The organism is Paenibacillus sp. MZ04-78.2, assembly GCF_024213375.1.
Taxonomy (GTDB): Bacteria; Bacillota; Bacilli; order Paenibacillales; family NBRC-103111; genus Paenibacillus_G.
Genome location: NZ_JANAVJ010000037.1, coordinates 13,992 through 27,823 on the forward strand (window position 1 = coordinate 13,992; position 13,832 = coordinate 27,823).

The 13,832-nt window shown below is 57.3% G+C and carries 13 protein-coding genes; 10 read left to right on the plus strand and 3 right to left on the minus strand.

The genetic code is table 11. The annotated features are described in order from the left end of the window. The first annotated feature begins 9 nt into the window (after window positions 1-9). The 9 genes from kdpB (at window position 10) to nadE (ending at window position 9,771) form a co-directional block, all read left to right on the plus strand. Window positions 10-2,040, plus strand: a complete 2,031-nt coding sequence (gene kdpB / locus NLX71_RS20780) for a potassium-transporting ATPase subunit KdpB (RefSeq protein WP_254365680.1) — start codon at window positions 10-12, stop codon at window positions 2,038-2,040. Between the two features lie 92 nt (window positions 2,041-2,132). Continuing rightward, on the plus strand, window positions 2,133-2,747 hold the full coding sequence (gene kdpC / locus NLX71_RS20785; protein WP_254365681.1) for a potassium-transporting ATPase subunit KdpC: 615 nt from the start codon (window positions 2,133-2,135) through the stop codon (window positions 2,745-2,747). Between the two features lie 21 nt (window positions 2,748-2,768). Continuing rightward, complete coding sequence (locus NLX71_RS20790; protein ID WP_254365682.1) at window positions 2,769-4,016, plus strand: DUF445 domain-containing protein; 1,248 nt, start codon at window positions 2,769-2,771, stop codon at window positions 4,014-4,016. 28 nt (window positions 4,017-4,044) lie between these two features. Next, window positions 4,045-6,378, plus strand: coding sequence for a universal stress protein (locus NLX71_RS20795; RefSeq protein WP_254365683.1), 2,334 nt, complete (start codon window positions 4,045-4,047; stop codon window positions 6,376-6,378). A 25-nt stretch (window positions 6,379-6,403) separates the two neighbouring features. Beyond that, a complete protein-coding gene (locus NLX71_RS20800; protein ID WP_254365684.1) occupies window positions 6,404-7,453 on the plus strand; it encodes a MerR family transcriptional regulator in 1,050 nt (349 codons plus the stop codon). A gap of 131 nt (window positions 7,454-7,584) precedes the next feature. Then, a complete protein-coding gene (locus tag NLX71_RS20805; protein ID WP_254365685.1) occupies window positions 7,585-7,722 on the plus strand; it encodes a hypothetical protein in 138 nt (45 codons plus the stop codon). 25 nt (window positions 7,723-7,747) lie between these two features. Beyond that, complete coding sequence (locus NLX71_RS20810; protein WP_254365686.1) at window positions 7,748-8,176, plus strand: DUF3905 domain-containing protein; 429 nt, start codon at window positions 7,748-7,750, stop codon at window positions 8,174-8,176. A gap of 112 nt (window positions 8,177-8,288) precedes the next feature. Continuing rightward, complete coding sequence (locus NLX71_RS20815; RefSeq protein WP_254365687.1) at window positions 8,289-8,723, plus strand: BrxA/BrxB family bacilliredoxin; 435 nt, start codon at window positions 8,289-8,291, stop codon at window positions 8,721-8,723. Between the two features lie 238 nt (window positions 8,724-8,961). Then, window positions 8,962-9,771 (plus strand): ammonia-dependent NAD(+) synthetase, encoded by an 810-nt coding sequence (nadE, locus tag NLX71_RS20820; protein WP_254365688.1) that lies wholly within the window; start codon window positions 8,962-8,964, stop codon window positions 9,769-9,771. 93 nt (window positions 9,772-9,864) lie between these two features. Here the strand turns inward: nadE and thrS are convergent, their stop codons facing one another. After that, window positions 9,865-11,781 carry a threonine--tRNA ligase gene (gene thrS / locus NLX71_RS20825; protein ID WP_254365689.1) on the minus strand — a complete coding sequence of 639 codons (1,917 nt, stop codon included), beginning with the start codon at window positions 11,779-11,781 and terminating at the stop codon, window positions 9,865-9,867. 523 nt (window positions 11,782-12,304) lie between these two features. Between thrS and acpS the strand changes: the two genes are divergently transcribed. Beyond that, window positions 12,305-12,730 (plus strand): holo-ACP synthase, encoded by a 426-nt coding sequence (acpS, locus tag NLX71_RS20830; protein ID WP_254365690.1) that lies wholly within the window; start codon window positions 12,305-12,307, stop codon window positions 12,728-12,730. Between the two features lie 12 nt (window positions 12,731-12,742). On the opposite strand, the gene NLX71_RS20835 is transcribed toward acpS, so the two are convergent. Together NLX71_RS20835 and NLX71_RS20840 are read right to left on the minus strand one after the other, a co-directional pair. Further along, the gene (locus NLX71_RS20835) at window positions 12,743-13,120 is read right to left on the minus strand and encodes a c-type cytochrome (protein ID WP_254365691.1); all 378 of its coding nucleotides are present in this window, start codon (window positions 13,118-13,120) and stop codon (window positions 12,743-12,745) included. After that, window positions 13,117-13,713 carry a hypothetical protein gene (locus NLX71_RS20840; RefSeq protein WP_254365692.1) on the minus strand — a complete coding sequence of 199 codons (597 nt, stop codon included), beginning with the start codon at window positions 13,711-13,713 and terminating at the stop codon, window positions 13,117-13,119. The genes NLX71_RS20835 and NLX71_RS20840 overlap by 4 nt, the downstream gene beginning before the upstream one ends. Window positions 13,714-13,832: the final 119 nt, after the last annotated feature.

The window sequence follows — 13,832 nt, forward strand, 5'->3', positions numbered from 1 at the left end:
GAGTTACCCATGAGTTCGAATCGAAAAAGCATGCTGTCCGGGCCGATCGTCCGGAATGCGATAAAAGAAAGCTTCGTGAAGCTGAATCCGGTCACGATGATGAAAAATCCGGTGATGTTCGTGGTCGAGGTAGGCACGTTCGTCGTGCTGCTAATGACGCTGCTGCCGGGGTATTTCGGAACGGAAAAGAGCGTCGGCTTCAACTTCACCGTATTTGTCATCCTGCTGTTCACGGTGCTGTTCGCGAACTTCGCGGAGGCGCTCGCCGAAGGGCGCGGGAAGGCGCAGGCCGACTCGCTGAAAAAATCGAAGAAGGAAATTACCGCGAATAAAGTGACGGGAGCCGGTGTGAAGCAGGTTCCCTCCACCGAGCTGCGGAAGGGCGATATCGTCATCGTATCCCAAGGCGAAATGATTCCCGGCGACGGCGAAGTGATCGAAGGGCTGGCGTCCGTGGACGAATCTGCGATTACGGGGGAATCCGCTCCGGTCATTAAAGAAGCCGGAGGCGACTTTAGCTCGGTGACCGGGGGGACCCGGGTGGTAAGCGACAAGATCCGAGTACGCATTACGAGCGATCCCGGCGAATCGTTCATCGACCGGATGATCTCTTTGGTCGAAGGCGCGAAGCGGCAGAAGACGCCGAACGAAATTGCGCTGAACACGCTGCTCACCAGCTTGACGCTCATTTTTATGATCGTCGTCGTCACGCTCGCTCCGATTGCCCGTTACTTAGAGATCGAGCTGCAAATCCCGGTGCTGATCGCCCTGCTGGTATGCTTGATTCCGACGACGATCGGCGGTTTGTTGTCAGCGATCGGAATCGCCGGGATGGACCGGGTGACCCAGTTCAACGTATTGGCGATGTCGGGGAAAGCCGTCGAAGCGTCCGGCGACATCAACACGATGATTCTCGACAAAACGGGCACGATTACGTTCGGGAACCGGATGGCGAGCGAGTTTGTACCGGTTGGCTCGGCGGATTCCGATACGGTGGCGAAGTGGTCTGCGATCAGCTCGGTCAAGGACGAGACGCCGGAAGGCCGCTCCGTGCTGGAGCTGATGAAAAAGCACAACTTTTCGTTCGACCAAGCTCTCGCCGAAGGCGGCGAATTTATCGAATTCAAGGCCGAGACCCGGATGAGCGGCATCGATCTGACGGACGGCCGCCAGGTGCGCAAAGGCGCCGTGGATGCGGTGAAGAAGTGGGTGCAGGCGCAGGGCGGCGTCATCCCGTCCGATTTGGAAGCTGAGGGCAATAAGATTGCCTCGGAAGGCGGCACGCCGCTGGCGGTGGCCGTAGACCGCGAAATATTCGGCTTGATTTATTTAAAGGATACCGTCAAGCCCGGCATGCGGGAACGGTTCGAACAGCTGCGCAAGATGGGCATCAAGACGATCATGTGTACGGGCGACAACCCGCTGACGGCCGCAACGATTGCCCGGGAGGCTGGGGTGGACGATTTTATCGCGGAGAGCAAGCCGGAGGACAAAATCGCCGTCATCCGGCGCGAACAGGCCGAAGGCAAGCTGGTGGCGATGACCGGCGACGGGACGAACGACGCCCCGGCGCTGGCGCAAGCCGACGTGGGCCTCGCGATGAACAGCGGGACGGTGGCGGCGAAGGAGGCGGCCAACATGGTCGATCTCGATTCCGACCCGTCCAAAATCATCGAAGTCGTGGCGATCGGCAAGCAGCTTCTGATGACCCGCGGCGCGCTGACGACGTTCAGTATCGCCAATGACGTGGCAAAATATTTTGCCATCATCCCGGCGATGTTCACGCTGGCGATTCCGGAGATGGAAGCCCTGAACATCATGAAGCTCGGCTCGCCGATGTCGGCGATTCTCTCGGCGCTTGTTTTCAACGCGATCATCATCCCGCTGCTGATTCCGCTGGCGATGAAAGGCGTGACCTACAAGCCGATGAGCTCGACGCAGCTGCTGCGCCGTAATTTGCTCCTGTACGGGCTGGGCGGGGTATTGGTGCCGTTCGTTGGCATCAAACTGATCGATCTGGCGGTTCACCTGTGGATTTGACGGGCGAAGACTTGCGTCCATGTTTTCACGGAAACAAGATTTGTAGAGAAAACAAGTTGGAGATATGATATATAGAAAGGGAATGATTCCTTATGGTAAGCCGCACCAATCATGAAGGGGCCGAGACGGCCCGCTTCTCGCTTAGTATTGCCGTACGCGCGTCGATCGTGTTTATCGTCGTTTGCGGTCTGATTTACCCGCTCGTCTCGACCGGAATCGCGCAGGTGATTTTCCCGGCTCAGGCGAACGGCAGCCTGATTCAAGACCGCAGCGGCGTCGTAGTCGGCTCCGAGCTGATCGGGCAGAAATTCAGCGATCCAAAATATTTCCAGGGGCGCGTATCGAGTATAGATTATAAAGCCGATGCCTCGGGCTCGACTAACTATGCGCCGTCGAACCCCGAGCTGCTGAAGCGGACGCAGCAATCGATCGAGGCCTGGAAGACGGCCAATCCAGGCGTGCCGGTCAGCGAAGTTCCGATCGACCTGCTGACCAACTCCGGCTCGGGTCTTGATCCGCACATTTCCCCAAAGGCAGCCGAGGCGCAAGTGCCGCGGATCAGCAAGCTGACGGGGATGGCCGAAGTGGACCTCGGACAACTGGTGGAGCGCCAGACGGAGGGGCGGGATCTCGGCGTATTCGGCGAGCCCCGTGTCAACGTGCTAAAGCTGAATCTGGCGCTTACCGAAATGATGACGAAAAAGTAGTGTAAAAGGAGCTGTTGTGTCTTGTCCGGAAAAGCCAAACATACCGCCGCCGTGTCGCTCGGCGTCATGGCCGCGGGATTCGCGGCGACCATACCGTGGGCGGATCATACGTGGGTTCGCCTGCTGCAAAGCGGATTCGAAGCGGGACTTGTAGGGGGGCTGGCCGATTGGTTTGCCGTGACCGCCTTGTTCCGCCATCCGCTGGGCATCCCGATCCCGCATACCGCGCTGCTGCCGAATAATCGGCGGCGTGTAACGGAAGCGCTCATTACAACCGTCGAGCAGGAACTGATCAGCAAAGAAAGCATCCGCAGCAAGCTCGCCGGGCTGAAGATCGTTTCGCGCGGACTGGAAGCGGCCGAACAGGTTTTGGAATCCGACAAAACGCAGCAGAGTATCGCCGTATTATGCGAGCGGCTGCTGGACTATATCCCATGGGATCGTATACCCGCGCTGCTGGAGAAGGAAATCCGGCAGCGCATTGACGCGTTGGAGGCCGCACCGGCTCTCCGCAAAGCGCTGGATCAAGTGTACGAGCATCAGGGGGACGAGAAAGCGCTCGATTTTTTGCTGGACTTGGCCGAGCAGCTTGTACTGACGAGAGAAACGCAGCACCGGCTTGGCGCGATGGCTGCGCAGGCGATGCAGGGGCTTCAGACGAACGGATTTATGCAGCTTGCGGTTAACGCGTTTCTCGGTTTTTATAACGAAGAAAAGCTTGGGGCGATGATCCAGCAGTTTGTGTGGAACGCCATACGCGACATGAAGCGGCAGGGGAACAAAAACCGGCTGGCGCTGCTGGCCGAGCTGCGAGTTCGGCTGGAGCGCTGGCTGGCCGATCCGGAGACGGAGTATGCGTTAAACGCTTGGAAGATCCGGCTGTTGGACAACTTGGATCTCACTGCCCAGACCGAGCGATGGGTGGAGCAGTTGAAGGAGCGGCTGGTGGAAACGGTACGAGAGCCGGATTTTGCCGAGCGCTATGCGATTCCTTTTCTGAAAGAGCTGCTGCAACGGATTCGGGAAGACGAGCAGGGCGTGGAGAAGCTGGAGCAGTGGGTCCATGAGCAGCTTGGCCGCTGGGTGGAGGCGAACCATTCCAAAATCGGCGCTTTGATCCGGGAAAATGTGGACCGGTTCGACAATGAGACCCTGATTGCATTAATGGAAGATAAAATCGGAAGCGACTTGCAGTGGATTCGGGTCAACGGCGCGCTATGCGGCTTTTTGATCGGACTGGTGCTGGGAACGGTCAAGCTGTTCGTCTGAACGCCGTGGGAAGAGAGGCGATGTCAGGATGGGGACGGAAACGTTCAAGCGAAAAACGCCGGAGGAAATTTTGCGGTCCATCTCCAAGCTTCATCAAGGGCGGCTGAAAGTGTATATCGGGCCGGTGAGCGGGTCGGGAAAGACGTATCACATGCTCCGGGAAGGACAGCTGCTGAAGGAACAGGGGATCGACGTCGTCATCTGCGCCGTTTCCACAATGCAGCGGCCGGAAACGGTCCGGCAGATCGGCGATTTGGAGCGGGTGTCCAGCATCCACTGGCAAAAAGACGGTATAGAAAAGAAGGACTTGAATCTGGAAGCGCTCATCGAGCGCAATCCCGAGGTTGTGCTGGTGGACGGCCTGGCGCACCGCAACCGCGCAGGGGCTCTTTTTCCGACACGGCTTGAGGATATCCGGTATTTGCTCAGCAAGGGCATCAGCGTCATTACGACGGTCAACGTGTACGAGCTGGAGGGCGCAACGGAGCTGGCTCAGAAGCTGACCGGCATCGAGGTGCGTGAAAAGGTATCGTCCGATACGCTGGACTTGGCGGATGAAGTCGTGCTGATCGATGCGACGCCGGAGATGATTTTAAGCCGTGTCGAGGAAGGCAGTGTGAAAGCGCAGAAGGGCGCGGGCATATTCAAGCGGGGCAAACTCGCCGTGCTCCGGGAGCTGGCGCTGCGGCTCGTGGCGGAGGGCGTCAACGATTCGCTGGAGAAGCACCGCGAAGAGCTCGGGCTGATCGGACCGTCGGGCGCGGCTGAACGCATTCTCGTATCCGCCCAATATCACTGGAACGGTTCGATTTATGTGCGGCGGGGCCAACAGATCGCCAAGCGGCTGAACGGCGACCTGCTTGTGGTCGCTTTTGTCCATCCAAAGAAGGAGTTATCCAAGGAAGAGGCGGCGTTTAAGCGGTCGATGGTCAAGCTGGTGGAGAAGGTTGACGGAGTGTTCGAACAGCTGCCATTTTGCTCGCGTCGTTCTTTGCCCGGCGTGCTGGTGAATTATGCGCTGACGCATCGTGTAACGCGCATCGTCCTCGGGCACTCCAAGCAGACGTTATGGCAGGAGCTGTGGCAAGGGTCGATCGTGCACGACATGCTCAAGCGGACGTGCAGCATCGATATTTTTATTGTGGCGGATCGGGCGGCGCATGAGGGTGAGCGTATTTTGCCGACCAAACAGACCAAGCGGAAGAAAGCGTCCGATCTGTACCGGCGGCTCAGCTCGGATGAGGTCGAACAGGAGATCGAGCAGCTGCGCAAAGGTCGGTTCAAGGTGTATATCGGCGCGGCTCCAGGTGTCGGCAAGACGTATACGATGCTGCGGGAAGGCAACGATTTGCTGAAAAAGGGGATCGGCGTGCAGATCGGTCTGCTGGAAACGCATGGCCGCAAGGAGACGCAGGCGCAGATCGGCGAGCTTCAAATGATCGCGCGGCAGGTGATCGATTACCGCGGCACAAAGCTGGAGGAAATGGATACGGACGAGATTATCCGGCGCAAGCCCGAAGTCGTGCTGGTCGACGAGCTGGCGCATACGAATGTACCGGGCAGCAAAAACAAGAAGCGCTACGAAGACGTGCTGGAGCTGTTGTCAGCAGGCATTTCGGTCATCTCGACGGTGAACGTGCAGCATCTGGAAAGCTTGAACGATGCAGTGGAGAAGCTCACCGGAGTTCGTGTCCGGGAGACGGTACCGGACCATATTTTACGCTTGGCCGACGAAGTTCAACTGATCGACGTCGCGCCGCAGACGCTTCGGCAGCGCATGAGAGAGGGGCGTATTTACGCGCTCGACAAGGTGGACCAAGCGCTCGGTCATTTTTTTCGTACGATGAATTTGATTGGGCTGCGGGAGCTGGCTCTCCGCGAAATTGCCGACGACGTGGACGAACGGCTGGAATCGTACGAGCGCAAAAGCTCGCTTCGCGGTCCGTGGCGTCGGCAGGAATCGATCTTTGTGTGCGTGGATGTTACTCCGGAGGCCGAGCGGTTGATCCGGCGCGGTTTTCGCATTGCTCATCGGCTGAAAGCCGTATGGCATGTTGCCTACGTCCAGCTCGGCAGCAGGGCGCAGAGCAGCGAGCTGGACGCCAGATTAGAGCAGCTCCGCAAGCTGACGGAGCGGCTCGGCGGCGTCTTTCAAGTGCACCGGGCGGAAAATCGGCGGCGTCTGCCGGAAGTGTTGACTGCCAAGGCGGATGCTTGTCAGGCGACGCAGCTCATTATAGGCCAATCCAGCAAGTCTTCCTGGAAGGAAATGATACAGGGCTCGGTCGTAAAAAAGCTGCTGCGCCGCTCCCGGCATATGGATGTGCTCGTCGTAGCGGATGCTGAGACGAAACCGGGCTGACGCACGGAAAGGATCGTATAGAAGGATGAAAATTCAAGAGCTGGCCCGGCGGCTGAACGTCTCGACCCGGGCGATTCGATTTTATGAGGAAAAGGGCCTCCTGTCGCCCGCCAAGCATCCGGACAACGGCTACCGCCGGTTTACGGAGGAAGATGCTTGGCGGCTGCAGACGATTCTTGCGCTGCGGGAGGCCGGCATTGCCGTAGTCGATATTCGGACCGTGCTGGAGCGGACGGACCGGGCCGAAACGGACGAGGTCCGGCGATATTTGGAGCTGCAGCGCTCGGCTCTTTACGGGCAGTGGCTGGAGCTTCGGGAGACGCTTGCCCTGCTGGATGGCATGATCGAGCGAACGGAAGACGAGCCCGAATCGCTTCGGCACCGTTGGCATGCGCTGGCGGAACGGGCTAAGGCAAGCAAAGCGATTCGCGAATCATGGGCCGATCTCTGGAACTTCGATGCGCTGTCGGAGCAATGGGAGCTTAGCGGCAGTGCCGGACTGGCGCCGCATGTGCCGGCCGAGCCCGCTTACTCGCGCATCCTGGCCCAAGCCGCAGAGCGGGTTGCTCCAAAGCCCGGCGAATGGGGACTCGACATCGGAACAGGCACCGGCGGTTTTGCTTCCCGCTTGCTTGAAAGCGGCGTGCGCATGGTCGGGATCGATCAATCGGCCGAAATGCTGCGCCGCTGCCGCATACAATTGCCGACTCTGGAAACGAGAATCGGCAATTTGCTGTCCGTTCCATCATTTGACGGACAATTCGATTTCGTCGTGGCCAGCTTTGCGTTCCATCATTTGACGGAAGCGCAACAGCCGCTCGCGTTGGCGGAGATGGCCCGGGTATTGAAAGCGAAGGGGCGCATCGCCATCGTCGATTGGATGGATGCCCCGGATGACCTGTATGCGGCAAGTGGAACGGCTCCCGGCGAAGAGCATTATGCCGAATCGCAGCGGTTGATCGCTTGGTTTCAAGCCCATGGATTTCGTGCGGAAGCCGTGAGTTTAGATCAAGCCTCCGTCTGCTTGGTGCTTGCGGTTCGCGCTCCGTTATGGAACATCCGATCGATTGGTTGAAAAAGCAAGGATACCAGTTCGAGACATGATCGAAGTCCTTTTTGTTTTTCGATTTTTGCATCCGCCTGGCTGATTATTTTGGCAAAGCCTTCGCATACTAACATCATTATGAAGGGAGATGAATCTGAGCGATGGCACAACAGCAACCGGGATCTGGAGATTCCAAGGAACAAAAGCGGCAGGCAAACGCGAATCAGGCCGGAGCCAATAGTGATGCAGCCGACACGCGGGATAAAAAACTGAACGGCCCGAACCGTCCGTCAACCTGAGCCAGGCTGAAGAGAGGAACAGTTCATGAGCGATAAGGAAAATCGGGATAAAAACGCATCGTATGAGCAGGTCGATACCGGCATTTCGTATAACGCCAAGAACGATCCGGAGCTAGATCCTTTTGAAATTAATTTTCGTCAGGAATTTCATCAAAACCGGGGTCCGCGCGAAGCGTTCGTGAACGAATACGGCGTGCTGGTCGGAGACCATATCTATCAATCGGAGCAATCCCCGCTTGAACAATGGAGCAATGAAACCGATCCGGCCGTGATGTCCGGGGACCAGTGGGTGCACCCGTACAAAGATGTAGGCTTTCAAACGACGGAAAACCGCGAGCTCTTCGAGCAGGGGATCGTGCCGCAGGGATACCCGTTTATGCACTCGGACAAAGATGTGGCCTACAAATCGTATCCGAGCGGCGAGCCCGACGAGAAGGATGCCGATAAAAAATAACGGCGGGAAGTCCAAAGCAGGAATGCCTTGCTTTTGCCCTGTGCCGTTGTATAATGGACATAGAAAACTTTATATACCTTTATGTTCGTTCAAAAAGGAGTGAAAGCTTAATATGTCCATGTCATTTGAAGCATACATGAGAGATATGGTGCAGCCGATGAGAGAAGAGCTGACGCGTATCGGGGTTACCGAGCTTCGCACGCCGGAGGAAGTATCCGAGGCCCTCGACAATATGAAAGGGACCGCTCTGATCGTGGTCAATTCCGTGTGCGGCTGTGCCGCCGGCCAATGCCGTCCGGGCGTGGCCAAAGCGCTGCAGCACGAAGTGAAGCCGGACCACCTTTACACGGTGTTTGCGGGACAAGATAAGGAAGCAACGGCCAAGGCACGTGAATATTTTGCGCCGTATCCGCCGTCCTCGCCATCGATCGCGCTGATGAAAGACGGCCAATTGGTACACTTCATCCAACGCCATCAAGTAGAAGACCGTTCTGCCGAAATGATCGCCAACGATTTGATCGGCGCCTTCGAAACGTACTGCAAATAAGAGCTTGAACTCGCATAACAACTCCTGTCGGCGCTTGAAGCGTCAGACGGGAGTTTTTTTATTTCAGGAAACCGCGCAAGAGGAGAAGGTTCGTATAATTTTTCCTCCTTCGACCGGATCGTGCTATAATGTAACCAAAATTGACAAGCGGAAAGACCGGACAACCAGAAGTTTACACCAAGCGGCCGGCCAGCTTTCCGCAAGTCGCGACTACTCGCGTGGAGAGGTGTGGAGAACGATGAGTCTGCAGCAGGACATTATTGCGAAGCTTGGCGTCAAGCCGGCGATCGATGTCAATGAGGAGATTCGCAAGCGGGTCGATTTTTTAACACAATACGTGCTCAAAGCAGGTGTCGACGGGCTCCTGATCGCTATCAGCGGCGGGGTCGACAGCGCCGTGGCGGCGGGTTTGTGCAAGCGGGCTACGGATGAGCTGACAGCCGAAAAGGGAAAGGAATACAAAACGGTCGGCGTATTTCAGCCGTACGGGGAGCAGGCGGACATCTCCGACAGCTACGCGACGGCGGAAGCGTTCGATTTGAAATATCGCATCGAAACGAACATCGAGGAAGCGGTCAACGAGATTGCGCTTGAAGCCGAGTACGGGCTGAAATCGATCGGCGTACACAAGCATTTGAGCCGCGGGGGCAAAGGGAACGTCAAAGCCAGAACGCGGATGGTCGTGCAGTACGCGCTCGCGTTCGAGCTGAATCTGCTCGTGGTCGGCACGGATCACGCGTCGGAGGCGATTACGGGCTTTTTCACCAAGTATGGCGACGGCGCCGTCGATGTCACTCCGATGAGCAGTCTGAACAAACGCCAGGTGCGGCAGCTTGCCCGCGAGCTGGGCGTTCCGGCCAGCGTGCTGGATAAAGCGCCTACCGCCGGTCTTTGGGAAGGGCAGACGGACGAGAACGAGCTCGGCATCACTTACGACGACAACAGCGATTACTTGGAAGGCAAAACGATTTCGCCCGAAGCCCAGGAGAAGCTGGAAAAGCAGTATTTGAAGACGGAGCACAAGCGGACACCGATTCCCGGCATTTAGCCGTCGTTGGTACACCCATCACGAAAAAAAGCATGCTTGCCCTGAACGGGTAGCATGCTTTTTTACGCCTCCGGGAGACGGATCGTTCTGAAGTTAAGCTTGCTTCGCTTGAATTTCCTGCCGCAGTCGTTCCGCAAGCTCCTGCCCTTGCATCGGGCCCAAATCGCCTTCGCCCCGTTTACGGACGGCAACGGTGCGGGAGCTTTGCTCGTTCTCGCCGAGGACCAGCATATACGGCACTTTTTCAAGCTGGGCTTCGCGGATTTTGTAGCCGAGTTTTTCGCTGCGCAGGTCGGCTTCCACCCGGATGCCCGCTTCGGCAAGCGCCTTTTTGACTTCCATCACGTACGAATTGTAAACGTCCGAGACAGGCAAAAGCTTGACCTGCACCGGAGACAGCCAGAGAGGGAACGCCCCGCTGTAGTGCTCCGTCAAAATCCCGATGAAGCGGTCGATCGAGCCGTAAATCGCGCGGTGAATAACGACCGGACGGTGCTTTTGATTGTCTTCGCCGATGTAGGACAGGTCGAATTTTTCCGGCATTTGAAAATCGAGCTGAATCGTCCCGCACTGCCAGCTTCGTTTGAGCGCGTCCAAAATATGAAAATCGATTTTCGGCCCGTAGAAGGCCCCGTCCCCTTCGTTGAGGCTGTAGGCGATTCCCCGGCGTTCCAGCACGCTGCGCAGCGCTGTTTCCGCCTGCTCCCACAGCTCGGCGGAGCCCATCGAATCCTCAGGCCGCGTGGACAGCTCAAGCTTGTACTGGAAGCCGAACACCTTGTACATCTCGCCGATCAGATCGATGGCTCGGCCGATTTCTTCTTCAATCTGATCGGGACGGACAAACAGATGCGCGTCGTCCTGGCAGAAGGTGCGCACCCGCATCATCCCGTTCAAAGCGCCGGAAAATTCGTGCCGGTGTACTTGGCCGAATTCGCAAAGCCGGATCGGCAGCTCCCGGTAAGAGTGCCTCTCGTTTTTATAAATAAGCATGTGGCCCGGGCAGTTCATCGGCTTGAGCGCGAACTTCGTCTCGTCCACCTCGGTAAAATACATATTCTCCCGGTAATGATCCCAATGTCCGGATTCCTCCCATAGCCGCTGGTTCATCATGAACGGCGTGCGGACCTCGTCGTAATCGTTTGCCGCTTGCTGCTCGCGGGAGAAGTTCTCAAGCACCGTGCGGATCGTCATTCCTTTTGGCAAAAAGAACGGCATCCCCGGCGCTTCTTCGGAGAACATGAACAGCCCGAGCTCTTTACCAAGCTTGCGGTGGTCGCGCTTCTTGGCTTCCTCCAACAGATACAGGTGCTCGTCAAGCTCCGCCTTCTTTGGGAAGGCCGTACCGTAGATGCGTTGCAGCATCTTGTTATTGGAATCGCCCCGCCAATAGGCGCCGGCGACGCTCAGCAGCTTGAACGCTTTGATGCGGCCTGTGGACGGCAAATGAGGCCCGCGGCACAGATCGACAAACTCGCCTTGTTCGTACAGGGAAAGAACCGCTTCATTCGGCAAATCGCGGATAAGCTCCAGCTTGAGCGGGTCCTCCAAAGCTTCAAACGTTTGCACGGCCTCGTCCCGGCTGACGACGCGCCGGGTAATCGGCACATTTTCCCGGACGATCCGCCCCATCTCTTGTTCAATTGAGGAGAGGTCGTCGACGGATAGGGGCTTTTCGATATCGATGTCGTAATAAAATCCGTCTTCGATGACAGGACCGATTCCCAGCTTCACCGCTTTTTGTCCGTACAGCCGTTTAATGGCCTGAGCCATCAGGTGCGCTGTGCTGTGACGGTATACCTCCAAGCCTTCTTTGCTGTCTAGCGTCACAATTTCAACCGAAGCGTCCGTTTCGATCGTCCGGTTAAGATCGACGAGTTTGCCGTCGATTTTGCCTGCTACGGCTTGTTTCTTCAAGCTGGAACTGATGGATTCGGCCACCTGCTCGATGGTTGCTCCTTTTTCGTATTCCCGGACCGAGCCGTCCGGCAGCTTCACTTGAATCTTCATGGTTTTCGTCCTCCGTTTCCGGTCAAATGGAATGTGAACGCAAAAAAACGCATCTCGCCCAAGGGACGAGTGCGTTCAGCTCGTGGTTCCACCCTAATTCGACCGGCTGCCCTCCGCGTCATGGCTGCTGCCAGAACGAAAGGAATCATGCCGGACCTCATGGCCATCCGATAACGGGGATGAGACGGCGCGCTTAATTTCGCGATCGTTTGGTCAAGACCGCAAGTTCAGCGTCACGGCTGCAAAGGGGTAAATCCATGCCGGTCGCTGGAGGAGCTTACAGCCGGGACTCCTCTCTCTGTGCAGCCCTTGCAGGGAATCGTGTCTTTGGTCATCGCCTGATGTTTCAATATTCTAACTTCTTCACGAGCGTAAAGTCAAGAGGGATGAATACATAATGCTCCTCCGGCAAATTTGCTCATCTTGAACTTGTCCTTCCGATCGGATACGATAAAGCCACACGGAATGCGACTTACTGCTACGGACACACGCATATAGAGGACAAAGAGAGGAAATAACGGCTATGATTATCGGCATCGGTACCGATGTGTTGGAAATTGAGCGGATGCGGAAGATTCTGGGGCCACCGTCCGGCAAGCGCTTCCTGGAGCGGGTGCTGACGCCTGCGGAGCGGGAGCTGGCGGCTGTGAGAGGCGGGAGGTTGGTCGAGTTTGCAGCCGGGCGCTTTGCCGCCAAGGAGGCGGTCGTAAAGGCGCTCGGCTGCGGGATCGGAAAAGAAGTAGGATTTCAGGACATGGAAGTGCTGCCGGACGGAAAGGGCAAGCCGGTATGCCGGTTGTCGGAGGCGGCTTGGGAACGCTTAGCCGCCTGGAACCCGGTCTTCCAGTCCGTAACGGCAGACGCGATTCGCATTCATCTAAGCATTACGCACAGCGAAACGCTGGCGATGGCCTATGCCGTGGCAGAGCGAACCGCAGCTAACCCATAGACAGGAAGCGGCTTATTTTTTGCTTGCCAGCCATTCGGACAGAGCTGTCGTTTCCTCGGGTTTCAGCTTGCCTTGGAAGCCCGGCATGCCGCCCCCGCCTTGTTCGATCTGCTTCACGATCTGTTCTTTGGTCATCCGTCCGCCGACCTGCTGCAGGTTGGTTTTCGGTCCCATGCGGCCTTCCAGATTGCTTGCATGACAGGAGAGACAGTTCTGCTTATAGAGCGTCTGCACCTGCTCGGAAGAGCCGGCCATTGCCTGTTCCGCCGTGAGGCCGCTTTCCTTCTTGCCGCCGCCGAACGGCTCCGGGCTGTTTGCTGTGCATGCCGTTACCGTTGCTAAAACCGTCAATGCCGCCACAGCGGCCGCCCATTGCTTCCATCGTTTCATTCTGCATTCATCCCCTTGTTTCGCATACGAATCATCGCGCCGAGCGTAACCATACTGAGGCCGCCGAAGCCCCCGATCAATACAGGCGCATAGCCGAGATACATCCATACCACCGTCATCGTCAGAGCAAGCATCCACACCCCGAACGCCCCGAGCACCCAGCCCAACCGCGGGAAGAGGGCAAGATAGGCGGCTGTAAGCGCGAGCCCCTTCAGCACCGGCCAGTAGAACGGATCGATTTCGATTGGACCGCGTGTGAGCAGCCAAACGACCGCGACGGCTGCCGCCGCAACGAGAAGCGCACCCAGAAACCCGTTCTGCGCCGTGCGTTCGGCGGACGAGCGACGCCGACGGAGGAAGACCGCCGCCGTAAGGAGAAGCGCAACCAAGAACAGGACAGGCTGCATTAGCTCCCAATCCCGCCATTGCCCAAGAAACGTCACGATGGCCGCCGCCATCCATGCCGTTCCCCAAATGTATAAATAAGCCGAATAAGGGGCCGCCGCCCTCCAAGCCTGCGTTTCGGCAGACAGCTTGTCTGTTCTTATCCCGTCGACGCGGATGGGGCCTCCGGCCGCATTCGCTTGTTTCATCGCTATCGCCTCGCTTTGCTGAACGTTGCAAAAACCGCCGATTTTCCGAAACTTCGACGGCATTTACAGGTAGCGTACACCTTTCGGGGGGCGAAAGTCAAACCCAGTGCCGGCCTGGC